At 72.8% G+C, this 22,934-nt stretch carries 20 protein-coding genes; 10 read left to right on the top strand and 10 right to left on the bottom strand.

All coding sequences use genetic code 11. The features are described 5' to 3' along the window. Positions 1 to 431 precede the first annotated feature (431 nt). Positions 432 to 1,661: a hypothetical protein gene (locus tag TR49_RS30105; protein ID WP_152627520.1), complete on the top strand. Its 1,230-nt coding sequence runs from the start codon at positions 432 to 434 to the stop codon at positions 1,659 to 1,661. Positions 1,662 to 1,733: 72 nt separating this feature from the next. Then, positions 1,734 to 3,809, top strand: coding sequence for a tetratricopeptide repeat protein (locus tag TR49_RS30100; RefSeq protein ID WP_042387155.1), 2,076 nt, complete (start codon positions 1,734 to 1,736; stop codon positions 3,807 to 3,809). 3 nt (positions 3,810 to 3,812) lie between these two features. Here TR49_RS30100 and TR49_RS44095 read toward each other — a convergent pair whose 3' ends face one another. Both TR49_RS44095 and TR49_RS40440 read right to left on the bottom strand, forming a co-directional pair. Beyond that, positions 3,813 to 3,989 (bottom strand): hypothetical protein, encoded by a 177-nt coding sequence (locus TR49_RS44095; RefSeq protein WP_160311657.1) that lies wholly within the window; start codon positions 3,987 to 3,989, stop codon positions 3,813 to 3,815. Continuing rightward, positions 3,983 to 4,432 carry a hypothetical protein gene (locus tag TR49_RS40440; protein ID WP_052434756.1) on the bottom strand — a complete coding sequence of 150 codons (450 nt, stop codon included), beginning with the start codon at positions 4,430 to 4,432 and terminating at the stop codon, positions 3,983 to 3,985. The genes TR49_RS44095 and TR49_RS40440 overlap by 7 nt, the downstream gene beginning before the upstream one ends. A 320-nt stretch (positions 4,433 to 4,752) precedes the next feature. On the opposite strand from TR49_RS40440, the gene TR49_RS30085 reads away from it, so the two are divergent. Continuing rightward, positions 4,753 to 5,568 carry a DUF1684 domain-containing protein gene (locus TR49_RS30085; RefSeq protein ID WP_052434755.1) on the top strand — a complete coding sequence of 272 codons (816 nt, stop codon included), beginning with the start codon at positions 4,753 to 4,755 and terminating at the stop codon, positions 5,566 to 5,568. Positions 5,569 to 5,596: 28 nt separating this feature from the next. Here the strand turns inward: TR49_RS30085 and TR49_RS30080 are convergent, their stop codons facing one another. Then, on the bottom strand, positions 5,597 to 6,949 hold the full coding sequence (locus tag TR49_RS30080) for an LLM class flavin-dependent oxidoreductase (protein ID WP_042387146.1): 1,353 nt from the start codon (positions 6,947 to 6,949) through the stop codon (positions 5,597 to 5,599). A gap of 400 nt (positions 6,950 to 7,349) precedes the next feature. Between TR49_RS30080 and TR49_RS30075 the strand changes: the two genes are divergently transcribed. Next, positions 7,350 to 8,027 (top strand): hypothetical protein, encoded by a 678-nt coding sequence (locus TR49_RS30075; RefSeq protein WP_063770212.1) that lies wholly within the window; start codon positions 7,350 to 7,352, stop codon positions 8,025 to 8,027. Here the strand turns inward: TR49_RS30075 and TR49_RS30070 are convergent. Both TR49_RS30070 and TR49_RS30065 read right to left on the bottom strand, forming a co-directional pair. Continuing rightward, positions 8,009 to 9,622 (bottom strand): hypothetical protein, encoded by a 1,614-nt coding sequence (locus TR49_RS30070; protein ID WP_084725594.1) that lies wholly within the window; start codon positions 9,620 to 9,622, stop codon positions 8,009 to 8,011. The two genes, TR49_RS30075 and TR49_RS30070, sit on opposite strands and share 19 nt — an antisense overlap. Before the next feature lie 121 nt (positions 9,623 to 9,743). Next, complete coding sequence (locus TR49_RS30065; RefSeq protein WP_042387144.1) at positions 9,744 to 10,910, bottom strand: metallophosphoesterase family protein; 1,167 nt, start codon at positions 10,908 to 10,910, stop codon at positions 9,744 to 9,746. A gap of 300 nt (positions 10,911 to 11,210) precedes the next feature. Here TR49_RS30065 and TR49_RS30060 point away from each other — a divergent pair, with 300 nt between their 5' ends. Next, the gene (locus TR49_RS30060) at positions 11,211 to 14,192 is read left to right on the top strand and encodes a glycine--tRNA ligase (protein ID WP_201776246.1); all 2,982 of its coding nucleotides are present in this window, start codon (positions 11,211 to 11,213) and stop codon (positions 14,190 to 14,192) included. 92 nt (positions 14,193 to 14,284) lie between these two features. On the opposite strand, the gene TR49_RS30055 is transcribed toward TR49_RS30060, so the two are convergent. From TR49_RS30055 to TR49_RS30045, 3 genes are all read right to left on the bottom strand, one after another. Beyond that, a complete protein-coding gene (locus tag TR49_RS30055) occupies positions 14,285 to 15,208 on the bottom strand; it encodes a L,D-transpeptidase (protein ID WP_042387141.1) in 924 nt (307 codons plus the stop codon). Between the two features lie 90 nt (positions 15,209 to 15,298). After that, positions 15,299 to 16,237 carry a CE1 family esterase gene (locus TR49_RS30050; RefSeq protein WP_042387139.1) on the bottom strand — a complete coding sequence of 313 codons (939 nt, stop codon included), beginning with the start codon at positions 16,235 to 16,237 and terminating at the stop codon, positions 15,299 to 15,301. Positions 16,238 to 16,381: 144 nt separating this feature from the next. After that, complete coding sequence (locus TR49_RS30045) at positions 16,382 to 17,077, bottom strand: HAD family hydrolase (RefSeq protein ID WP_152627522.1); 696 nt, start codon at positions 17,075 to 17,077, stop codon at positions 16,382 to 16,384. Positions 17,078 to 17,208: 131 nt separating this feature from the next. On the opposite strand from TR49_RS30045, the gene TR49_RS30040 reads away from it, so the two are divergent. The 3 genes from TR49_RS30040 (at position 17,209) to TR49_RS30030 (ending at position 19,400) form a co-directional block, all read left to right on the top strand. Beyond that, positions 17,209 to 18,234 (top strand): alpha/beta fold hydrolase, encoded by a 1,026-nt coding sequence (locus TR49_RS30040; protein WP_201776245.1) that lies wholly within the window; start codon positions 17,209 to 17,211, stop codon positions 18,232 to 18,234. Between the two features lie 285 nt (positions 18,235 to 18,519). Further along, positions 18,520 to 18,975, top strand: a complete 456-nt coding sequence (locus TR49_RS30035; RefSeq protein WP_042387137.1) for a DUF4395 domain-containing protein — start codon at positions 18,520 to 18,522, stop codon at positions 18,973 to 18,975. Next, positions 18,972 to 19,400 (top strand): TlpA family protein disulfide reductase, encoded by a 429-nt coding sequence (locus tag TR49_RS30030; protein WP_042387136.1) that lies wholly within the window; start codon positions 18,972 to 18,974, stop codon positions 19,398 to 19,400. The genes TR49_RS30035 and TR49_RS30030 overlap by 4 nt, the downstream gene beginning before the upstream one ends. Before the next feature lie 127 nt (positions 19,401 to 19,527). Here TR49_RS30030 and TR49_RS30025 read toward each other — a convergent pair whose 3' ends face one another. Further along, positions 19,528 to 20,712, bottom strand: a complete 1,185-nt coding sequence (locus TR49_RS30025; protein ID WP_084725593.1) for a PP2C family protein-serine/threonine phosphatase — start codon at positions 20,710 to 20,712, stop codon at positions 19,528 to 19,530. Between the two features lie 166 nt (positions 20,713 to 20,878). Here TR49_RS30025 and TR49_RS30020 point away from each other — a divergent pair, with 166 nt between their 5' ends. Next, positions 20,879 to 21,301, top strand: a complete 423-nt coding sequence (locus TR49_RS30020; protein WP_042387133.1) for a RidA family protein — start codon at positions 20,879 to 20,881, stop codon at positions 21,299 to 21,301. A gap of 4 nt (positions 21,302 to 21,305) precedes the next feature. Further along, positions 21,306 to 22,097 (top strand): arylamine N-acetyltransferase family protein, encoded by a 792-nt coding sequence (locus tag TR49_RS30015; protein ID WP_042387131.1) that lies wholly within the window; start codon positions 21,306 to 21,308, stop codon positions 22,095 to 22,097. Between the two features lie 177 nt (positions 22,098 to 22,274). On the opposite strand, the gene TR49_RS30010 is transcribed toward TR49_RS30015, so the two are convergent. Continuing rightward, positions 22,275 to 22,934: hypothetical protein (locus tag TR49_RS30010; RefSeq protein ID WP_042387130.1), on the bottom strand; the 660-nt coding region annotated here is incomplete at its 5' end.

Genomic DNA, 22,934 nt, shown 5'->3' with positions numbered 1-22,934 from the left:
GGCTTGCGCGATGTGTTGACACGCCGTCAGGTGCATGCAAATCTCAACGCGGTCCGTCACGGTGTTCGCACAACTCAGCCGTCACGTACACGAGTTCATTGCACCTTCTTCACTTCGACCCGCAGGCGTCCGGGGTTACCGCCCCGCCCTCGATCTCCCGGGAACGCCCGGGGGCCCGGTCGCGAACCCGCGTTCCGGGACGGCGTCACCAGCTCTAAGGAGAGCACCATGAAGAAGATCACCGTGCGCAAGGCCGGCACCGTCCGGCTCACCTCCGCCGCGACCTCCTGCTACTGCGGCGGCGGCCCGGTCCTCGCCTGACGAGGAACCGCTCCCTTGTGAGAGACCGGCAAGACCGGTCCGGGCCGCGCGCAATGCGGCCCGGACCGGGGTCCGTAGAGCCGACCCGAAATGGTGGCAGGTGGTTGTCCGTGGACGGAACCGCAGTGGATCTCGACAGGCCTCTGAGACTGTACCCCCTCACCTACCTCGAGGAGGGTGAGGAGGTGACGGTCGGCCGGGCCGACATCGACAGCTACGGTCTCTTCCCCGCCGACGGCGCCGCACTGCTGCGCCGGCTGGAGGCGGGCGACAGCCCCAACCAAGCCGCCCGCTGGTACCAGGAGCACTACGGCGAGACCGTCGACATGCTCGAATTCCTGGAAGTGCTGGAGGAGTTCGAACTGCTGGTGCCCGAGGGCGAGCAGGTCGCCGAGGCCCCGGTGATCCGCTGGCGGCGGCTGGCCGACGCGGTCTTCTCCTGGCCCGCCTGGTGCCTGTACGCGGCCGTGACCATCGCCGGCGTCGTCGTGATGATCGCCGACTCCCACGTCACGCCCCAGTACCAGAACATCTTCTTCACCACCTCCTCGCTCGTCGCCCTCACCGCCGGGAACGTGCTCGGGCAGCTGCCCTGGATCCTGCTGCACGAGGGCGCGCACGCCCTCGGCGGCCGCAGACTCGGCCTCAACTCCACGCTGACGATCGGCCGTCGCTTCTACTACCTGGTCTTCCTGACCTCGCTCGACGGGCTGGTCGCCGTGCCGCGCCGCAAGCGGTACCTGCCGATGCTCGCCGGGATGGGCGTCGACGTGGTCGTCGTCTGCGGGCTCAGCCTCGCCGCCGCGCCGCTGGTCGGCCACGGCGGCGCCACCGGCTTCACCGGGCGCCTGCTGCTGGCCATGGCCTTCGGCGCGCTGCTCCGGCTCGCCTGGCAGTTCTACTTCTTCCTCCGCACCGACCTGTACTTCCTCGCGGTCACCGTCCTCGGCTGCAACGACCTGCAGACCGTCTCCCGGCAGATGCTGCAGAACCGGATCCGGGCCCTGCTCGGCCGCCACGACACGATGGTCGACCCGGAGACCTGGACCCCGCGCGACCGCAGCGTCGCCCGCTGGTACATGTGGCTGATGGTGGGCGGCTACACGCTGCTGACGGTGCTGGCCTTCACGGTCATGCTGCCCGCGGCGATCCGCATCACCGAGCTCGCGGTGCACAAGCTCGTGCGGGACACCTCGTTCCTCAACGTGACGGACGTGTGCGTCTTCCTGGTGCTCAACTTCGGCGAACTGGCGCTGGCGGGGTACCTCGCGGTCCGCGGCTGGCGCCGTCGCCGAACCGACCCCGGCTCCACGGGCGCGGCCGCGCCCGCGTCCGTCTGACACGACCGCGCCCGCCGCGCCCCGTCCCGTCCGGTGTCCCGGCCACCCCTTCGCCGCCCCAGGGAGAACCGCATGAACGAGTCCCCGCGTACGCACTACTGGCTCCGCGGCGGCCTACGCCGGGACCGCAGCCGCGCCCTGCTCGACCTCGGCGTCTCGCTCGACGCGCCCGACACGCTCGTCGTCGACGCCCACCGCCGCCTGCGTGGGCCGTTCACCGCCGCCGGCACCCTGGCCCGGCTGCTGGTCCCCGGCACGCTCCGGCGCGACGCCGCGCTCGTGCAGCGCTACGACATCGAACTCCTGTCGGCGGCACCGGAGTTGCGCACATCGGTGCCGAGCTCCCGGGAGACGCTGACCTCGATGGCGATCCCGGCCGAACGGACCCGCTACTACGCGCGCCTGCGCACCGTGCGGATCGGCAACGGGCTGGTCGAGTTCGTCCGCGACGCCGCCGCGGGGGAGGGTCTGCGCCGCGTGGTCATCGAGCAGGTCGACCAGGCCGACCCGACGGACCTCGAGTTCCTCGCCAACCTGGTGCGCCGCGTCGACCCGGCCCTGCTCCAGGTCGTCGTCTGCATGCCCAAGGCGCTGCCCGACGACGAGAACCTGCTCGCGGTCCTGCGCGAACACACCGCGCTGGTGGACGTGCTGCCGGCCTCGGAGGCGACCGTGCTCGACCCCGCGGCCTACGTGACGGGCGACTGTGTCAGCGACGAACCGGCCGACCTCGCCGCCTACCTGGCGCTCGACCCCGCCGACCGGGCGCGGCTGCACGACCGCCGCGCCGAGCAGATCGAGGCGCTCGACCAGGACTCGCTGCGCATCGGCGCGCTGGCCCACCACCGTGAGCACGGCTCCGACCCGGCCGAGGCCGGCGTCCGGGCCGTCTTCCACGCCATGGACCACTGCCTGTGCCTGGGCTTCTACGCCGCCTGCGTCGAGTACGGCACGCGCGGCCTCGCCCTGGTGGACCCCGTCGCCGAACACGACCGGTGGTGGGCCTTCGCCAAGGGCGCCACGCTGGCCCTGTCCATCCTCGGCCGCACCGAGGAAGCGGAGGTGATGGACGACCAGGCCCGCTACAACTCCACCAAGCCCGGCGTCCACATGAACGCCGCCTACTCCACGGCCATGCTCTACACCCGCCACAACGACCTGGACCGCCGCGACCAGCGCAAGGCCAAGTCGTGGCTCAACGCCGCCATCGCGACCGCCTCGCTGATCGAGGACGCGCACGAGCGGGCGTTCCAGAGCGCGTTCTACCGCAACGGACTCGCGCTGGTCGAGGTCAACCTCGGCGCTCCCGAGGAGGCGCTGCGCCTGGTCGACGAGTGCATCGAGATGCTCGACCGGCTGCTGCCGCCCGACTCGCACGTGCTGCACCGCTCGGTGCTGAAGAACAACCGGGCCCGTGTCTACCTCGCGCTCGGCCGGCTCGACGACGCGCTGGCCGACTACGAGGTGGTCATCCGGGAGGACCCCAACCACGCCGAGCACTACCTCGAACGCGGCACGATCTACCGGCGCCTCGGCCGCACCGAGGAGGCGCTGGCCGACTACGCCCGCGCCATGCGGCTCTCCCCGCCCTTTCCCGAGATCTACTACAACCGCGGCGACCTGCGGTTCGGCGAGGGGGACGTCGAGGGGGCGCTGGCGGACTTCAGCTACGTGCTCGACCTGCAGCCCGACTTCGTCGACGCCTACGTCAACCGGGCCGGCCTGTACCTGGACGCGGGCGCGCTGGAGCAGGCCCACGCGGACGCGCTGGCCGGTCTGCGCCACGACCCGGAGAACCCCTACCTGCACGCCGTGCTCGGTCAGTACCACGTCGAGACGGAGGACCTGGTCGCCGCGCGGGTGGCCTTCGACCGCGCGCTGAAGGCCGACCCCGACCTGGTGACCGCCCTGTCCGGCCGCGCAGGCGTCGCCTACACGGCGGGCGACCTGGCACTGGCGGGCGAGGACCTGGCCCGCGCCGTCTCCCTGGACCCCGAGGACGCGGCGCTGCGCTACAACCTCGCCCTGGTCCACCGCGACGCCGGCCACCGCTCCGAGGCCCTCGCCGAACTGCGCCGGGCAGCCGAACTGGCCCCGGACGACGAGGACATCGCCGAGGAGATCGGGGCGCTCGCCGCGGCCTCGTAGCCGTCAGTGGAGGTGGGTGAGGGCGTGGAAGACGGTCTCGACGAGAGAGCGGACGAAGCGCCCGACCGCCGTGTCGGCGATCATGACGCCGACCACCAGCGCGAGCACGGCGTGGTGGGGACGGTGGTTGTTCCACCGGACGGTGGCCAACAGCAGGGCGATGCCGAGAACTGCTACCACTGGTCGTCCACCTCCTGATGGCGCGTCTGCCCCGGGTTCGCCGCCGACATGCGGGCCACCAGCCGTTCGTAGCCGCGGGCGAGGCGTTCCTCGGGCATCTGGGGGAAGCGCCGCCGGATCCTGGAGCGGACGTCGAAGGGGATGATGGTCGCGGCGGCGTGCGGAATGCGGCTGACCACACCGGCGATCTTGTCCGCGGTGCGGTCGTGCAGAAGACGCCCGAAGGGCGGCGCGTACGTGCGGCGCGGCAGCAGCACGTCGACCATGGTGTCGTCACGTCCGCCGCACGCCCGCAGGACGTACTCCCCGGCCGCGCGTGCCACGCGGCGGTCGGGGCAGTCGACGACCTTCAGCGGCACCGGGATGTTCAGGTCGTCCCAGCGTCGGCGCAGCCGTTCCGCGTGCGTGGTGTCGATCACGAAGTGGACCGACCAGACCCGCACGCCCGTCAGGATGGCCCTGGGGTTCGAGCCTTTGTGACACCACGCGCCAGGAGGGCCGGGCGGCACGACCGCCCGGCCCTCCTCGGTGTTGACGGCCCAGGGCAGTGCTGGTGGACTGGAGCCCGTGACGTCTTCCGGGCAGCCGCTGGTGATCCGCGGCCACATCGACTTCGGTCGGGTGTGGTCGTCCTCGCATCGCCGCTGACCCGTTCTCACATCTGACGAAGCCCGCCGCGGCAGAGGCGTTTTTCCCGTGCCCCGCGGTCGGTCCCCGGCGCACACCCGGTGTCCCGTTCACGGTTCCTGATGAGGAGTTGTCCATGGATGCTGCAGTCGAGGCGTGGAAATTCTGGCGTGACGAGCGAGTGCTGAACGCACGCGCGCCCTACGGTCCGCTGTCGCTCACCGGGACCTACTGGCTGGACGAACTGCGCCCCAACAGCCGTGCGCTGCCCGGCCGTTGGTCCGTCGTCCCGCGGTCGGGCCAGGCTGTCAGGGCAGCCGCCGTCGCACTGACGGCGGCCCGGCACGACGGGGTGACCGTGGACGACGTGCCGCTGGACGGCACCGTCCGGCTGCATCCCGCCGACGGGGCCGAGGGGCCGGACGCGCCGCGCATCGGCCACGGCGGCCGCAGGCTGGAGCTGATCGTCCGGGAGGGCCGCCACGCGGTACGGGTCTTCGACCCGGCCAGCCGCGCCCGGTCCGGCTTCGCCGGCATCGACGCGTTCCCCTACGACCCCGACTGGGTGCTGCCCGCGCAGTTCGCTCCGTTCGCGGCGGACCGCACGGTCCGGGTGCCGCACAGCGACGGCCGCAAGCGCCCGACGGTCCTCGCCGGGACGCTGACGTTCAGTCGGGGGAGCACCGGATGTCGGGTCGAGGTCCGGCGTGCCGCCGACGGCGCGCTCACCGTCAGTCTGGTGGACGCGACCCGCACGGCGCAGGAGCGCGGCTTCCGCGTCGTCGAGATCCCCGCACCCGACGGCACGGGGACCACGCTCGTCGACTTCAACCGAGCCCAGCTGCCCCCGTCGGCCTTTGCGGAGCACTACCTGTGCCCGCTGCCCTCGGCGGGCAACACCCTGCCGTTCCCCGTCCGCGCGGGAGAGCGGCGCCTTCTCGAACGCGCCTGAGCCGACCGGAATCCGGGCGGACCGGGGCTCAGCGGGCCCCGGCCCGCTCGTGCGGGGTCTGCCCGGTCGCGAACTGGTTGCCGGGGCGCGGCAGCCCGTAGTGCTCCCGCAGCGTCGTGCCCTCGTACTCGGTGCGGAACAGCGCGCGCTCGCGCAGGATCGGCAGCACCTTCGCCACGAACACCTCCAGTCCGGACGGCAGCACCGCGGGCATCACGTTGAACCCGTCGGCCGCCCCGTGCTCGAACCAGTGCTGGATCGTGTCGGCCACCTGGACGGGCGTGCCGGTGAAGGTGCGGTGGCCACGGCCGCCGCCGAGTCGGCCGATGAGCCGGCGTACCGTCAGGTGCTCCCGGCGGGCCAGGTCCACGATCAGCGTGTAGCGGCTCTTCGAGCCCTCGACCTCGTCCTCGGTCGGCAGGTCGGCAGGCAGCTGTTCGTCGAACGCCAGCCTTTCCGGCTCCACCCGCAGCAGCGTGGCCAGCTGCTCGCGCGCGTACTCCGGCCTGATCAGCCGATCCAGTTCGGCCTCCAGCTCGCGGGCCTCGGCCTCGGTGTCGCCGATCACCGGGACGATGCCGGGCAGGATCTTGACGTGCTCGGGGTCGCGTCCGACGGCCGCCGCGCGGCGCTTGACGTCCGCGTAGAACGCCTGGCCCTCGGCGAGGGTCGGCTGCGCGGTGAACACCGCCTCGGCCCAGCGTGCGGCGAACGCCCTGCCGTCCTCCGAGGAGCCGGCCTGCACCAGCAGCGGGTACCCCTGCGGCGAGCGGCGGACGTTCAACGCCCCCTCGACGCTGAAGAAGCGGCCGCGGTGCTCGGCCGGGCGCACCAGGTCCGCCCGAGCGTGCACGCCGGCGTCCTTGTCCGCGACCAGGGCCTCGTCCGCCCAGCTGTCCCAGAGCTTCGTGGACACCTCGAGGAACTCAGCGGCGCGCTCGTAACGCGTGCGGTGCAGCGGCTGGCCCTCCAGGCCGAAGTTGCGGGCCGCCGCATCGCCCGCGGTGGTGACGATGTTCCAGCCCGCGCGGCCCCGGGACAGGTGGTCCAGCGAGGCGAACCGGCGGGCGAGGTTGTACGGCTCGTTGTAGCTGGTGGAGGCCGTCGCGATGAGCCCGATGCGGGTCGTGCTCGCGGCGAGGGCGGCCAGCAGCACGGTCGGCTCCAGCCGCGCGGAGGGCCTGCGGCCCGGGTCGCCCCAGAGCGAGGGGCTGTCGGCGAGGAAGACCGAGTCGAACCTCGCATCCTCGGCGATGCGGGCCAGCCGCTGGTGGAAGCCCAGATCGAGGTCGGCGGTCGGGTCGGACTCCGGCAGCCGCCAGGACGCCTCGTGGTGGCCGGTGTCGTGGATGAACAGGTTGAAGTGGAGTCGCTTGCTCATGGACAGGGATCCTTCGTGGGCTCAGAACGTGGGCCGGGGACGGCTGGCCGAGTCGACGCAGCGTCCGGAAACCACAGCGGTGCCAAGGTCAGCGGTGGTGGGGATGCGACGAGCTCGGGCACGCGGCGGTCGACGCCGCGTCGACGGGCGTGAAGGGGCACGGCGACGGCGGAGCGCCGTTCAGCAGCCGCGACAGCCCAGTCCGGCGAAGTGGTGCGCGCGGAAGGCGTTCACGGGGTGCCGCTGTGCGGCTGCCCGGATCGTGGCCCTGCACCGCGCGGACGACGAGGTCATGCGCGGCATGCTCGCAAGCCCGGCGGCCGGGGTCAATGGACCACCGTTACGGGAGCATGCCGGTTCTGCGAAGCGGCAATGTCAGCGGGCGAGGGAGAATGGCCGCATGGAGGACGCCTTCACCCTGTTGCGGCGCGCGGTCGAGCTGCTGCCCGACGACCCCGGGGCCGAGCACGCGTGGACCGCCGGGGACGTCCGTGCCGGGATCGAGTTCCAGGAATGGGGGACGGCGCTCGACGTGCTCGCGGTGATCGGCGAGGCTTGTCCGGTTCCCGCCGTGTTCTGGGAGATGCTGGCCGAGGCCGCCCGGCAGCTGATGCTCGAACGCACTCGCCGTTGGTGCGAGTGGCTCGGCTGGGAGGCGCAGCACGGCACCGTCCGGGCACGGCTGACGCTGGCGGGCGCGGAGGAGGGCCGGCGCCGGACGGCCTTCGCGGGGGACGGGCAGCTCAGGCCGCTGTGGGACATCGGCGGCCGCACCCCGGACGGGCGCCCCGACCTTCGTGTGGCGCGCCTCTGGGTGGAGAGCGCGCCGACCCTCGGCCCCGGGGAGACGGCCGAGGTCCGCCTGGCGCCCCTGCGGCCGGAGCACTGGCGGCAGTTGCGGCCCGGGGAGGTCGTCACCATGTACGAGGCGCGGCCCGTCGGCGGCGTGGCCGAGATCCTCGAGGTGCGGTCGCCTCGCGTCCGAACGGCCCTCAAACACGGCGGAGCGCCGGACCTGGGCAGGTCCGGCGCTCCGAGGTGCTGTTCAGGCGATGCGTGTCACTCGCCCGGGACGTAGACGACGCCGCGCAGGGCCTCGCCGGAGCGGGCCGTGCGCAGGGTGCGGAAGCTGTCAGCGGCCGCGCTGGTCGCGTCGAGCTGGTCGGTCACGCGCACCAGGCGGTTGGGGTCCGCGCCCTCGTCGGTCGCGCCGGAGACGGTGGAGGTGACGCCCCAGATGGTGACGGTGCCGTCACGGTCGACCTTGCCGGTGATGGTGCGCAGGCCGTCGGTGGCCGGGGCCCACGGCAGGCCGGTCGCGGAGTTGTCGCCGGTCGGGTAGCCGGAGACGTCGTAGGGCGTGCCGAGGTTCAGGCCCTGCTGGATGGTGTAGTCCAGCTTCCAGGCGCCGTTGCTCAGCACCCACTTCTGCAGCCCCGCGCCGGCCTGGGCGGCGGCGTCGGTGTAGGTGTCGGTGGCCGGGTCGTAGGTGTTGGTGCCGTCACCCTCGTCGGCGACGTACATCGTGGTGTCGTTGGCGAACCACACGCCGAAGGGGAAGGAGGTGGTCGACTTCAGCGCGGTGGGGAAGCCCTTGAGGACACACATGTTCTCCGGCAGGCCGGTGGACTGCAGCGTCGCCGGGTTGTACGCCAGCGGCTGGGTCGGCATCGGCGCACCCGGTACCGGGAGGCCGACGCCGGTCGGACAGGCCTTGCCGGTGGTGTCGATGAAGTAGACGGTGTTGACGCCGTTTCCGCCGCTGCCCTTGGTCAGGTAGACGACGTTGTCGTGGACGGTCAGGCCGCGGAAGTTGGTGTCCTTGCCGACCTTGTCGGCCTTGTCGCCGAGCTGGGTGACGCTGAAGCCGCCGGCCGGGGTCGGCTGGCCGACCTGCTGCAGGCTCTCCGGCAGCAGCGAGGGGGTGGTGGTCTGCGCGCCCGCACCGGCGATGACTCCGACCGGCTCCGGGGCGCCGCCGTTGCCGGCGTTGCCCGCCATGAAGAGGCGGTTGTCGGCGCTGTCGAGGATCGCCGCACGGCCGTTGTTGCCGCTGTAGGCGTTGGTCTCGGTGAAGCCGAGGGTGCCGTTCGGGCGCAGCTCGGCGACGGCGCGGTAGTACGACGTGCCGACCGGGTTGGTCGGGTCGACGACACCGGGGGTGTTGGAGTTCGACACGTCGGGGGAGTTGACCGGTGCGACGTAGCCCATGAAGGTGAGCGCGTTGCCGTAGGTGGAGAGGTTCAGGCTGAGCTCGGACTTCGACGGGAAGCTGGTGACCAGGTGGTCGCCGTGGGCGTCGGTCGGGACCTGCAGGGTGCCCATGGTGTGGCCGGACTGCGTGAGGGCGTCCAGGAGGATCGGCGAGGTGATGCCGAAGCTCTCGTCGACGGACTCGTTGTTGAAGACCTCCGGATAGCCGCCGTCGGCGACCGCGGTGACGCAGGCGGTGGTGCAGCCGGCCGGGAGCTTGGTGACGCCGGGGACGATCGCGTCCTTGGGGGCGGTGTAGACGGTGCGGGAGAGCACGAGGTGGCCCGGCAGCAGCAGGTGCTTCGGGTGGGCGGGCGCGCCGTCGTGCTGCGGGGAGGCCGCGGTGGCGAGCGTGCCGGGGATCAGCAGAAGGCTGGAGATCACGCCGCCGGCTGCGGCGAGGGTCAGGCGAGAGGGCATCGGGACGCTCCTGGGAGTCGCGGTGATCGTGCGAGTCGTACGGGACGGTGAGGTTGGTGCCTTCGGTGCGTGCAGTGCGTGGGGTGCGTGCGGTGCGCGGGGTGCGAGGGAGGGACGGGCCTCACTTGCAGGTGCCGCTGCCGGAGTCGCTGTACTGGAGCGCGGAGGAGTCGAAGCCCGGGCCGGGCAGGACGGGCTGGTAGTCCCAGCTGTAGCTGTGGGACTTGAGGGTGAGCTTCATGACGCCGAAGGCGCCGGCCTGGGCGGTCACCACGTTGGGGTTGGCCCAGTTGCCGGGCGTGCCGGCCAGGGTGTCCAGGGCCTCGCCGCCGGAGCCGACGATGAACTCCGGGATGCCGTGGGCCGGGTCGGACTGGCCGGCCGGGTTCATCGGGCGCAGCCGCGCGTACGCGTGCTCGTGGCCGTTCAGGATGAGCGTGGCGTGGTGCTGGTACAGCAGCTTCCACCAGGCGTCGGCCGCAGCGCCCTCGACGCTGCCGGCGCCCGGGGCGGACGCCGGCACGGTCGCGGTCGCGGCGGTGGTGGAGCTGAAGGTCGGCTGGTGCCAGTACGCGATGGTGCAGGGACGGTCGTTGGCGGCCAGGTCCTTGGAGAGCCACTGGGTCTCCTGGCCGAGCAGCCCGTTGTCCGTCGTGGAGCAGTCGTGCTTGAACTCGTCGGAGTCGCACTCGGCGTTGAGCGAGACGATGTGCCAGTTGCCGAGGTTGTAGGAGTACCAGCCCTGGTTGTCGGCCGTGTCGTCGCCGGCCTGCCCCTGGGTGGTGGGCGCGCCCGACTGGTCGTGGCCGTTGAAGTAGCTGAAGTAGCCGTTGCCGTTCTGGCCGGCCTCGTTGTCGCCCTTCTTGGCGTACGAGTAGTACTCGTGGTTGCCGGGCGCCGGACGCTCCAGCATCTTCAGGCCGCCCCAGGCCTGGTCGAAGGACTGCTCGAAGTCGGTCAACTTGCCGACCTGGTACTGCTCGTCGCCCAGCAGGGCGACGGCGTCGGGGTGCATGCCGGTGGCCTGCTTCGCGGTGGCGAACTCGGCGCTCATGCCGCCCAGGGTGGGGCTGCCGCACTTCAGCGCCGTCGGCGTGCCGGCGTTCTCGTCGTCGTCGGGCTCGCAGGCGATGTCGCCGACGGCCGCCAGCGTGAAGGCCCGGGCGCTGTGCTGGGCGTAGGGCCAGTCGTTGTCGTTGCCCCGGTTCGCCTCGGCGACGGCGGTTCCGGCGACGGCCAGAACGGCCAGGCTCACCGCAGCGGCGGAGATCTTGGTGACGCGGCTCATGTGCGAAGTCCCTCCACGGAAGAAGTGGTCAACGCACGTTAAGCAATCGATCTAACAGTGGATACAAACACGTCCTAACGGCTCGGTGAACTCCTTCGTCACGACCGTGCGGCCGCTTCGGCACGGGCACGGTCACCAGGCAGAGTTGACCGTGCGGTCCCGGTGAAACACCGAGGTCAAAGGTGCGGCGCAGTGCATAGAATCGCCGGACGTCGGCCTTCCCGGTTCGCGTTCCGCCATGTCGCGGGCGCAGGCTGGGAGGGCCAGTTCACCGACTCGTGGGGTTGCACCATGCTGACGATGCAGGAAGCTCTGCTCGCCCTCAACGCGTACTGGACGCAGCAGGGCTGCCTAGTCGCCCAGCCGATGAACAGCGAGGTCGGCGCCGGAACGCTGAACCCCGCCACGTTCCTTCGGGTCCAGGGCCCCGAGCCGTGGCGTGTCGCCTATGTCGAGCCCAGCGTGCGCCCCGACGACTCGCGCTACGGGGAGAACCCCAACCGCCTGCAGACGCACACGCAGTTCCAGGTCATCCTCAAGCCGGAGCCCGGCAACGCGCAGGAGTTGTACCTGGGCAGCCTCAAGGCGCTCGGCATCGACATCGAGGCGCACGACGTCCGGTTCGTCGAGGACAACTGGGCCTCGCCCGCCCTGGGCGCCTGGGGCCTCGGCTGGGAGGTGTGGCTCGACGGCCTGGAGATCACCCAGTTCACCTACTTCCAGCAGGCCGGCGGCATCACGCTGGACCCGGTGTCGGTGGAGATCACCTACGGCCTGGAGCGGATCCTGATGGCCCTGCAGGGGGTCAGCCACTTCAAGGACATCGCGTACGCGCCCGGCATCACCTACGGCGAGGTGTTCGGCCAGGCCGAGTACGAGATGAGCCGCTACTACCTCGACGACGCCGACGTCGACACCAACCGCGAGCTGTTCGAGGCCTACGCCCGCGAGGCGCGCCGCCTGCTCGACCTGCGGCTGCCGGTGCCCGCCTACTCCTACGTGCTCAAGTGCTCGCACACCTTCAACGTGCTCGACGCCCGCGGCGCCATCTCCACCACGGAGCGCGCGCGTTCCTTCGCGCGGATGCGCGCCCTCGCCCACGACGTCGCAGCCCTGTGGGCGGAGCGCCGCGCCGAGCTGGACCACCCGCTTGGCCTCGCCACGGCCGCGCCGGACGCCCCCGGCCAGGGCGCCCCGGAGGCCGTCACGGAGCCCGGCCCGAACGCCCCGCGGACGCTGGCCTTCGAGATCGGCTTCGAGGAGCTGCCCCCCGCCGAGGCCGCACGCGTCGTCGACTCGGTGCGCGAGGCGATCGAGAGCGGGCTCGGCGCGACCCGGCTCGGCCACGGCGCCCTGCACGTCGCCGCCACCCCGCGCCGCGTCGTGGTGACCCTGGAGGGCGTCGAGGCCGCCGAGCCCGACCACGAGCAGACCGTCAAGGGCCCGCGCGTCTCCGCCGCGTACGACGCCGAAGGCGCGCCCACGCCCGCCCTGCTGGGGTTCGCCCGCAGTCAGGACGCCGACCCGGCGGCGCTCGGGCGCGGCGAGTTCGGCGGCCGCGAGCACGTCGTGCTCAGCCGCGTCGTCGTCGGACGCCCCGCCGAGGAGGTGCTGGCGCAGGTGCTGCCCGCCGTCGTCTCCGGGCTGCGGGCCGAGAAGAACATGCGCTGGAACGCCTCCGGCCTCTCCTTCTCCCGGCCGATCCGCTGGATCCTGGCGCTGCTCGGCGAGGAGGTCGTGCCGTTCACGGTGTCCGGCCTCGTGTCCGGCCGCACCACCCGCGTCCACCGCACCGCCGCGCAACCCGTGGTCGAGGTGGCCAAGGCCGACGGCTTCGTGGAGCTGCTCGCCCGTCACGGCATCGTCGCCGACACCGACGCCCGGCGCACCGTCATCCAGGCCGCGGCGGTGCAACTGGCCGCCCAGGTGGGCGGCGTGGTGGACCTGGAGGCCAACAGCGCGCTGGTGGACGAGATCACCAACCTGGTCGAGTTCCCCACCCCGATCCTGGGCACCTTCGACCGCAAGTACCTCGAACTGCCCGACCAGATCCTCACCACGGTCATGCGCAAGCACCAGCGCTACCTGCCCGTCCTCGACGCGGACGGCGCGCTGCTGCCCTACTTCGTCACCGTCGCCAACGGCGCCTGCGACCAGGACGTGGTGCGGCGCGGCAACGAGGCCGTGCTGCGGGCCCGTTACGAGGACGCCGCGTTCTTCTGGCGGGCCGACCTGGACACGCCGCTGGAGGCGATGCAGGAGCGGCTGCACCTGCTCACCTTCGAGGACAAGCTGGGCTCGATGGCCGACCGGGCCGAGCGCATCGCCTCCACCGCCAACGAGTTCGCCTCGCACGTGCCGATCGGCGCCCGTGACCTGATCACGCTGGAGAGGTCCGCCGGGCTGGTCAAGTTCGACCTCGGCTCGCAGATGGTGACCGAGCTGTCCAGCCTCGCCGGTGTCATGGCCGAGGTCTACGCCCGCAAGGCGGGCCAGCCCGAGGAGGTCGCCCAGGCGCTGTTCGAGACGGAGCTGCCGCGTCACTCCGCCGACCGGCTGCCGCAGTCGACGCCGGGCGCGCTGCTCGCGCTGGCCGACCGGGCCGACCTGCTCGCCGGTCTGCTGCCGCTGGGCGGCGCGCCGACGGGCGGCTCCGACCAGTTCGGTCTGCGCCGGGCCGCGCTGGGGATGGTCAACATCCTGCGCGCTCACCCGGCGCTGGCGCCGCTGACCGTCTCCACGATGCTGCGGATCGCCGCCGAGCGGCAGCCGCTCGACGTCTCCGACGCGAGCATCGCGGAGGCCCAGCAGTTCGTCGTCCGCCGGTTCGAGCAGCAGCTGCTGGAGACCGGGCACGCCGTGCACGACGTCCGGGCGGTCCTGCCACAGGCGGATCGGCCGGTGCCGGCCGCCGGGCGGCTCGCCGAACTGGAGGCCGCCCACGGCACCGAGGCGTTGGCCCTGGCGACCGCCGCCGTCCAGCGCGTGCTGCGGATCGTCCCGGCCGGGACGAAGGCCACGCCCGATCCGGAGCTGTTCGCCAGCGGGCCGGAGCACGACCTGTACCAGGCCGTCCAGAAGGTCCGAGCCGTCCTGGGCGGCTCGCCCGGACTGGCGGCCTTCCTGCACGAGAGCGGCCCGCTGGTGCGGGCGATCGACCTCTTCTTCGAGGGCGTCATGGTGATGGACGAGGACCTCGCCGTCCGCGCCAACCGACTGGCGCTGCTGGCCACCGTCGTGGAGCTGACCGGCCCGATCCTGGCCTGGTCCGAACTGAAGTGACGCTCTGAAACGGGTCTGCCCGCCCCCGCCGAGGCGGGAGCGGGCAGACCCGTTTGCTCCGTGCGCTTGCGCGCGCGTCGCGTGCGGCCCGGTCAGGCCGTGTGCGCTCCGGTCGCGCTGCCGGCGAGCCACTGCGACCAGGACAGGTCGTAGTCCGCGTAGCCGTTGTCCCCGGCGGCCTTGCCACGCGGCGAACCGGTGATGGTCACCGGGTCGCCCTGCTTGACGTTGTCGTAGAACCACTCCGAGTTGGCGTACGAGAGGTGCACGCAGCCGTGTGAGCCCTGGCCGTGGCCCGGGTTGGGGTCACCGCTGGAGTAGTGCACGTAGGTGCCGGAGAACGTCAGGTGCACGTCCCAGGGGAGGGTGATGTCGTAGTAGTTGGGGTTGTGCGGGTCGCACGTGATCCCCACGCTGCACGAGGTCATCCGCACCCAGCGCTGCTTGTCTATCACCGCCATGGTGCCGTCCCACGACGGGAAGGCCTTGCTGCCCGCGTCGATCGGCATGGTGCGGATCACCTTGCCGTTGCGGGTGATCTTCATGGTGTGACCGGGCGCGGAGACGAAGGTCTCGAAGTCCGCGCCGATGGTGAAGGTGTGCGTGTACGTACGGGTGCCCGTGCGGCCGTAGCCGTCGCCGACGCCGGTGAGCGCGGCGTTGAGCGTCACCTTCGTGCCCACCGGCCAGTAGCCCTCGGGCCGCCAGTCGACGCGCTGGCTGCTGAACCAGTGCCAGGCGCCGGTGACCGGCCGCGAGGTGGTCACCTTCAGGTGCCGCTCTATGCCGGCCCGGGCCGACGAGGCCACCGGGTCGGTGAAGACCACCGAGATCGGCATGGCCACACCGACGGTCGCACCGCTCGTCGGCGTGATCGAGTTCAGCAGCATCGGCTTGGCGGCGAGCGGGGCGCTCGCACTCGTGTTCGCCATCGCGGGCACCCCGTACACCCCGGCACCCGCCAGCATCGCACCCGCCACGAGTGCCACCCCGATGCTGCGCTTCCTAAGCCCCACTCTTTGCTCCGCTCAAGTCATCAATAGAACATCTGACGTGTGAGATGACTCGCGCGGCAGGCAAAAGGTTGCGGCCGGGACTGGACGGACTCAAGGGGCCGGATGGGCGGCGAAGAACGTCCAGAACACGCTGGTCGCGTCCAGGGCCCTGGACGGGGTGTCGAGACCCAGTGCGCGTTGGATCAGCGGCCGGTCCGGGGAGCCCGGCCACTGGTGGCCCGCCCCCGTGATCGTGACCAGCGTCACGGCCCGGCCGTCCGGGCAGACGGCCGACGCGGTGGTGACCGGCCCGGACGTCGTCGTGGTCGGCGCCGCGCAGCGGTCCGTGGCGCGCCACTGCGCGACCACGTCGGGGACCGGCGGCCCGTCGATGTGCGCCGAGCCCTGCCCCTGGCCGCCCTGGTAGGGGATGTTGTGGTCGGCCGTGCCGTGGATGTGCAGCACGGAGAGCGGCGCCGGGCCCGGGCACGCGCCGAGCAGCGTCGCGGAGTCCGCGCCGACCGCGGCGAACAGGTGCGTGTCGCAGGCGAGCCGGTAGGCCATCATGCCGCCGTTGGAGATGCCCGTGACGTAGACCCGGCGCGGGTCGACCGGCACCCGCTGCTCCACGGCGGAGACGACGGCGCTGACGAACGCGACGTCGTCGGTGCCCTGGCGGCCCGGCGTGCCGCAGCAGCCGCCGCCGGTGTTCCACGCGTGGTTCTGCCCGTCCGGGTACACCACGACGAAGTGCCCGCTGTCGGCCTGGTGGTCCCATCCGTAGTACCGCTCCGCCTCCTCGGCGCTGCCGAACCCACCGTGCAGCATCACGACGACCGGCGTCCGCGCCGGAAGCGAGGCAGGCCGGTAGACCCGGTAGTCGCGGGCGAGCCCCCCGACGGTCAGCCGCGCGGTCGAGGCGCCCACGGGGAGCGGGGCGGCGGAGGCGCCGGCGGGTGTGGATGTGTGGGGCCCGCAGCCGACCAGCAAGCCGAGCAGCAGCGGAACCAGGCATACGACGGCGACGAGCCTGTGCGGTGCGCGCGGCACGACCGCCCCCCCTTCCGCGCCGCCTCGGCGGCGACGCCTGGACGCAGTGCAGCAGGGGAGTTTGTGGGATCTCTGTGGACCTCTGCCGACCGTCGACGCGGCTGCGACCCCCGGTGCCCGGCACGTCGGTGGGCCGTGCCCCGCTCAGGCGGTCACGTGGGCGAGCACCGGCGTCAGCGCGTCCGGCCGCTCGTCCGCCGGGAGGTGGGCGACGGCCAGGAAGGAGCAGCCGAGCGCCGTGGCGCCGCCGTCGGCGGTCGCGTCGTCGCCGACCATGAGGACGTCGGCCGGAGCCGTACGCAGCGCTTCGCACGCGATCCGGAACAGGCCCGGGTCGGGCTTCTGCAGCCCGTGCTCGTAGGAGAGCACGAAGGCGTCGACGAGCTGCTCCACGCCGTGGTGGCGGAAGACCGGCCGCAGGTCCCAGCCGATGTTGCTGACGACGCCGACAGGCACCTCACGCCGCCGCAGCTCCTTGAGCACCGCCTCGGCGTCGGGGTAGGGGCGCCACACCTCGGGATGCAGGTGCCGGTCGTAGAGCGTGTCGGCCAGCCGCGGGTCCGGCAGCGGACCGGCGAGCGCGGTGAGCCCCGTGTACGCGGCCCGGTGCCGCGCGGCGTCGAGGTCGCGCTCCGCCCACAGCCGCCGCAGGTGCTCCGGCACCTGCTGCGGGCTCGCGCCGCCGGGCAGCGCCCCGGCCTGCTCCAGCCGCTCGGCGAGCGCGGCCGCCTCGGCCTCGGGCAGCTCGACCCCGAGCGCGTCGAGCGCCCCGTCGAGCCACGCCCGGGTGGAGGTGATGCGGAAGAGGGTGCCGGAGAAGTCGAAGAGGACGCCCTTGATCATGGGTCCATCCTCGCGGCGGTGCGGGGTGCGGCTCAAGCACGCTCCCCGCAGGGTGGCGCGCGGTGTGCAGGAGTGGACGTGGTGGACCGTGGGTTCACCGGGCCGTTCGAGGCCCATCTGACGGTGCGGTGCGACGACGCGGGGAGCTCGGACGGCTGGACGCGCGGGCGGCCGGCGCCGGACCCAAGCTCACCCGCATCGTCCTCGCGCGCGGCCGGACGCCCTCGCAGCCCATGCTGGCCCTGCGGGGACGCGGCGCCTTCGACGTGCAGCTCGCCGAGTCCCGCCGGGTCGCCGACGCTGAGGCGCAGGTGGGTGCGGATCGGCGGCTGCGGGGGCGGTGTACGGTGCCGGGCATGGTGAGTGCTGCGGGAGGGTACCCCGACGCCCGGTTCTTCGACGCGCCTGACGGAGTGCGGCTGGCGTACCGCGAGTTGGGGGAGGGGCGGCCGGTCGTGCTGCTCCACGGTGTCACGGCGGACGCCGAGTCGTGGTTCGCGGCCGGGGCGGCGCTCGCGCCCGCGCTCGCGGAACGCGGGCACCGGGTGATCATGCCGGACTTCCGCGGCCACGGAAGCAGCGGCAAGCCGCAGGGTGTCGAGTCGTATCCCGCGGACGTGCTGACCGACGACACGCTCGCGCTGGTCGGGCACCTCAAGCTCGACGCGTACGACGTGGGCGGGTACTCGCTCGGCGCGCGGATCGCGGTGCGGATGCTGGTGCGTGGCGCGGAGCCCCGCCGGGTGGTCGTCGGTGGGCAGGGGCTCCGCGAGGTCCTGGGCACCGGTGGCGGCGCCGGCAACGCGCTGCGACGCGCGCTCGCGGGCGCCGGGACATCCGAGCCGGGCACGCGCGAAGCGCGCACGGAGGAGTACCTCCGGGCGCGGGGGACGGACCCGGTCGCGCTGCTGCACGTGCTCGACTCCCTCGCCGACACCCCACAGGAGCTGGTCGCCCCTCTGCGGGCGGCGCTGCTCGTCGTGATCGGGACCGAGGACGAGCGGCTTCCCTCCGCCCGGGAACTGGTCGCGCTGCTGCCGACGGCCCGCCTGGTCGAGGTGCCCGGCAACCACGGCACGGCGGCGCTCGCGCCGGAACTCACGCGGGCCTTCGTCGACTTCCTCTCGGCCCCGGAGCACGCGCCGAAGGGCTGAGCTCGCCGAGCTGACCTGCCGTCAGCCGTGCGCGGCCGGGGGGCGGCCGCCCGGGCCCGCCTCGGCTCGCGGGGCACGAGCGTCACCCCCGCCGGGGCGGGGGTGTCCGGCAGGTGGGCCGTGATTGACCGGGGCAGGGGTGGCTGCTGGAATGGAAGACATGCTCCGCACGACGACGCTCCTGGTCATCAGGGCCCACATCGACTTCGGTCGGGTGTGGTCCGCCGCGTGTCGCTGATCGCGCACGCCCGTACCGCGTCCCGTTCGTCTCTTCCGGAGTAGCTCATGTCCGACCGCGCCCTCGGGGCGCCGGTCCGCGTGGACCCGCGCGGACCGCGCTTCGCCGCCGTCCTCACCACCGTCGTCCTCGTCGTGGTCCTCGCCACCGGCAGCGGCCCGCTGCTCGCGGCGCAGGCCGTCGTCTTCGCGCTCGGCGCAGGCCTGGGTCTGCGCCGAGCGCCCTACGGGTGGCTCTACCGGCGTCTGGTGCGCCCGCGGCTCGGGCCGCCGCAGGAGCTGGAGGACGAGCGCCCGCCGCGCTTCGCCCAGGCCGTCGGCTTCACCTTCGCCGCAGTAGGGGCGGTCGGCTACCTGTCGGGGGCCACCTGGCTCGGCATCGCCGCCACCGCCCTGGCGCTCGCCGCCGCCTTCCTGAACGCCGCATTCGGGTACTGCCTCGGCTGCGAGATCTACCTGCTCGTCGTGCGCGCCCGGGCCCGGCTGGGGCAGGCGGCGCGATGAGCGACCCCACCGGACTGATCGTCGCCGTCGTGGTGCTCGCCGCCGCGACCGTTTTCGGGCTGGTCCGCGCCCGGCGCGACGGCAGGCTGCGCGCCGGCCGAGGCGACGCGGGCCTGCGGCTGTCCTCGGGCGAGCTGGGGGAGAGCCTCGGGGACCGGGCGACGCTCGTGCAGTTCTCCACGTCCTTCTGCGCCACCTGCCCCGGCACCCGCCGCCTGCTCCTGGACGTCGCCTCCGGGACGCCCGGCGTCCGGCACGTCGAGATCGACGCAGAGCAGCGGCTCGACCTGGTCCGCCACGCCGAGGTGATGCGCACCCCCACCGTCCTGGTCCTCGACCGCGACGGGCGGGTCGTGCGTCGCGCCTCCGGACCGCCGACGCGGGACGAGGTGGTCTCCGCCCTGGAGCTCGCGACGGCGAGCTGACGCAGGCGCACGGCCGGGCGCGGCGTCAGCCCCGCGCTTGCGCTGCCGCGGCGAACGCCGCGCGGGCGCGCTCGGCGATCTGCCCGGCGCGCTCGGACGGTTCCGGCGGGTCGGAAAGCAGCGGACCTCAGCGGGCACGGCCGCCCGCCGGGGCGGCGGGTGCGGCTTCCGACGGCGCGGCCGCCGCCGCGGCCGTGGGGCCGACGGTGGCCGCGAGGGCGAGGGCCGTCAGGTCGTCGGACAGTTCCCTCGCGTGGGCGGGGACGTCCCGGACGAGGTGGTCGATGACCGTGCGCGGATCGCGCGGACCGAGAGCCTCGAGCCGGGCGGCGAGCGGGTAGAACGTCCCCTCCGCGTCGCGGGCCTCGGTGATGCCGTCGGTCACCAGCAGCAGCGTCTCCCCGGGCCGCAGCTCGTGGACGCCCACCTGCGAGGCGTCGGTCGCCGGTCCGCCCAGTGCGCCGAGGCCCAGTGCGCCGAGGCCCAGGAGGAGCCCGCCGGGGCAGCGCACCGGCTCGACGCCGGAGTCGCCGAGCAGCAGCGGGTCGAGATGCCCGCGGTTGACGACAGAGAGCCGGCCGGTGGCGGGCTCGTGCTCGACCAGGACGGCGGTGACGAACAGCTCGTGGTCCCCTGTCTCGGCGGCGTGCCGGGCGACCTGGCGGTCCAGCTGGGCGGCGAGGTCCGTCAGGTCCGGCGTCTCGTGCGCGGCGGTGCGGAACGCGCCGAGGACGTCCGCGACGGTGCGCACCGCCGCGAGGCCCTTGCCGCGCACGTCGCCGAGCAGGACACGGGTGCCGAACCGGGTCTCGCACACCTCGTACAGGTCGCCGCCGACTCCGGCGTCGGCCTCGGCCGGGTGGTAGAAGCCGGCGGCGCGCAGCCCGCCCGTCCGGCCCGGGACGGGCCGCAGTACGGCGCGCTGCAGGGTCTCGGCGACGGTCCGCACCCGCACCAGATCCCGCGACTGCCGCCGCCGCTGCTCCGCCAGGGCCGCGCCGAGCACACCGGCCAAGGCGGTGGCGACGTAGACCCACAGGTGGTGCCGCTCGGTGAGGTGACCCACCCGCTCGGCGAGCGCCAGCTGCAGGACGAGCGCCAGCGCGGTGGCGCCGCCGACGACGAGCGGGCCCAGCGTGAACGCGGTGACGACGGGCAGCACCGTCAGCAGGAAACCGGCGGCGACCGCGTGCGACACGACGATCTCCAGCACCAGGTCGACGACCAGCAGCAGCACCGGCGCCCAGTGCATCCATCGCGACCGCGCGCCTGGGCCCGGCGCGGTGGGGACGGTGAAGGGGAACACCGACATGGAGGACCTGCCTCGGAATCGGGGGCGTGCGGGGCGGGCGGACCGTCGACGGCGGTGCCCGCGACCTCCCTGCCATCGTCATCCGGTCGGGGCGGGGAGGGCACGGGACCAAAGTCCCTATTCGGCACGTCGAGAGCAAGATCACACCGTGTGGAACAATCGCCGGATGAGCGACGACCAGCGCGACGAGAAGACCGAGATCCGGACCGACGGCGCGCCCGCCCCGGCGTGGCTCTTCTCCCAGGGGGTGCGCAAGGGCCCGATCCTCCAGGTCTCCGGCCAGGGCCCGCAGGACCCGGCGACCGGCGCGTACGTCCACCCCGGTGACGTGAAGGCGCAGACCCGGCGCACGCTGGAGAACGTCAAGGCGATCGTCGAGGCGGGCGGCGCGACCGTCGAGGACGTGGTCATGTTCCGCGTCTACCTCACCACCCGTGCCCACTTCGCCGCGATGAACGAGGCGTATGCGGAGTTCATCGCGGCGAACGTCGGGGCCGACGGCGTGAAGCCGTGCCGCACCACCGTCTTCGTGGAACTGCCGCAGGAGCCGATGCTGGTGGAGATCGACGCCATGGCCGTGGTGTCATGAACCCATGACGCTCTCCGGCGACCAGGTCACGGCCTACCTCTCCCGCATCGGCGCCGAGCGTCCGGCGCGACCGGACGGGGAGGCGCTGCGCGACCTGCACCTGCGGCATCTGCGCGCGGTGCCGTTCGAGAACCTGAGCATCCACCTCGGTGAGCCGGTCGTGCTCGAGCCGGATGCGCTCCACGACAAGGTCGTCGGACGTGCCCGTGGCGGGTTCTGCTACGAACTCAACGGCCTCTTCGCGGAGTTGCTCGACGCGCTGGGCTACGGGGTGACCCGGCTGGCCGGGCGCGTGCACGGGCCCTCGGGTTTCGGACCGCTCTTCGACCACCTCGCGCTGCGGGTCGCCGACGCGGACGGCGGGCAGTGGCTGGTGGACGTCGGCTTCGGGCGGCACACCGATCTGCCGCTCCGCTTCGACCTCGGCGTCGACCAGCAGGACCCGACCGGCGGCTACCGCCTGGACGGCCGGCCGGACAGCACCGACGTCGTGGTCTCCCGGGAGGGCGAGCCGCAGTACCTGCTGGAGCTGCGCCCGCGCACCCTCCGCGACTTCGAGGTCTGCTGCTGGTGGCAGCAGACCTCGCCGGCGTCGCACTTCACGCAGAAGGTGCTCTGTTCCCTGCGGACGCCGACCGGCCGGGTGACCGTCAGCGGCCGCACGCTCGTCGAGTCCCAGGACTCCGGCGGGCGCACCGAACATGAGCTGGCGGACGATCAACTCGGCAAGACCTACGCCGAGTTGTTCGGCATCGTGCTCGACCGCGTGCCGGACCGCCCGCGGTCCGCCGACTGAGACCGCGTTTGAGATCTGCTGGGAGCCCAGGCATGCGCGGCCGCGAGCGCTGGACGACGCCATCCTGACGAGTAGTTGTGGTCGGTTGCGTGATTCCCAACGCTCGTGATGGCCTGATGTCTCAGGCGCTGGGTGGCTGGGCAGCCCGGACGTGGGCCCCGGGCTGCCGCACGTGGGTTACTTCACGTAGGACGGGTAGTTGAGCTGCCAGGGCACCAGCGGTCGGCTGATGTCATTCGGGATCACCTGGCCGTTCTTGTCGAGGAACGCCAGGTGGATGGTGTAGTACGGGCTCGGATGCCCGGGCTTGTAGGGGATGGCCAGCACGAAGTAGCGGCGGATGTCGCCGCGCAGCATGAACACCGGCGAGGTGACCGAGCCGGCGCCCCACGTGGCACGCAGGGTCACCGCGCCGGCGGGTGCGGTGTTGCCGCTGAACAGCACGCCGATCTGCGGTGAGGTGTGCAGCCGCGGATCGCGCTGCACGTCCATCTCCTGCATCTGGTAGTCGTGCTGGCCCTGCGGGGCGCCGTCGCAGCCGCCGTTCAGCTCCGGGTTCTCGTGCCCGTCCACGGCGACCTTCCACTCCAGGCAGTACAGCCCGTCGCCCTGCTCCCGGTAGGTCACGACGCGGAGCGACCAGTGGTGGCCCGCGAGGACTCCCGTCGGCAGCCGGTCCAGCATCGGCAGGGCGGCCGACACCGTCGGCGACGGCGTGGACTTCCCGGACGGGGTGGCCGGTGTCGAGGGGCGGACCTCGGACGGTCCGGGCCAGGCCGTTGCGGCGATCATGGTGGCGGCCGCCACCGCCGCGGCGATCCCGGCCCCCGCCCCGCA

The sequence above is a fragment of the Streptacidiphilus melanogenes genome (assembly GCF_000787835.1).
Taxonomy (GTDB): domain Bacteria; phylum Actinomycetota; class Actinomycetes; order Streptomycetales; family Streptomycetaceae; genus Streptacidiphilus; species Streptacidiphilus melanogenes.
The sequence above is the reverse complement of the archived record's forward strand: the minus strand, read 5'-3'. Positions and strand labels throughout refer to the sequence as shown.

Coding starts and splice junctions, on each gene's coding strand:
- TR49_RS30100 (WP_042387155.1), top strand. CDS start 1,734: ATGAACGAGTCCCCGCGTACGCACTACTGGCTCCGCGGCGGCCTACGC.
- TR49_RS30085 (WP_052434755.1), top strand. CDS start 4,753: ATGGATGCTGCAGTCGAGGCGTGGAAATTCTGGCGTGACGAGCGAGTG.
- TR49_RS30080 (WP_042387146.1), bottom strand. CDS start 6,949: ATGAGCAAGCGACTCCACTTCAACCTGTTCATCCACGACACCGGCCAC.
- TR49_RS30075 (WP_063770212.1), top strand. CDS start 7,350: ATGGAGGACGCCTTCACCCTGTTGCGGCGCGCGGTCGAGCTGCTGCCC.
- TR49_RS30070 (WP_084725594.1), bottom strand. CDS start 9,622: ATGCCCTCTCGCCTGACCCTCGCCGCAGCCGGCGGCGTGATCTCCAGC.
- TR49_RS30065 (WP_042387144.1), bottom strand. CDS start 10,910: ATGAGCCGCGTCACCAAGATCTCCGCCGCTGCGGTGAGCCTGGCCGTT.
- TR49_RS30060 (WP_201776246.1), top strand. CDS start 11,211: ATGCAGGAAGCTCTGCTCGCCCTCAACGCGTACTGGACGCAGCAGGGC.
- TR49_RS30035 (WP_042387137.1), top strand. CDS start 18,520: ATGTCCGACCGCGCCCTCGGGGCGCCGGTCCGCGTGGACCCGCGCGGA.
- TR49_RS30030 (WP_042387136.1), top strand. CDS start 18,972: ATGAGCGACCCCACCGGACTGATCGTCGCCGTCGTGGTGCTCGCCGCC.
- TR49_RS30025 (WP_084725593.1), bottom strand. CDS start 20,712: ATGTCGGTGTTCCCCTTCACCGTCCCCACCGCGCCGGGCCCAGGCGCG.
- TR49_RS30020 (WP_042387133.1), top strand. CDS start 20,879: ATGAGCGACGACCAGCGCGACGAGAAGACCGAGATCCGGACCGACGGC.
- TR49_RS30015 (WP_042387131.1), top strand. CDS start 21,306: ATGACGCTCTCCGGCGACCAGGTCACGGCCTACCTCTCCCGCATCGGC.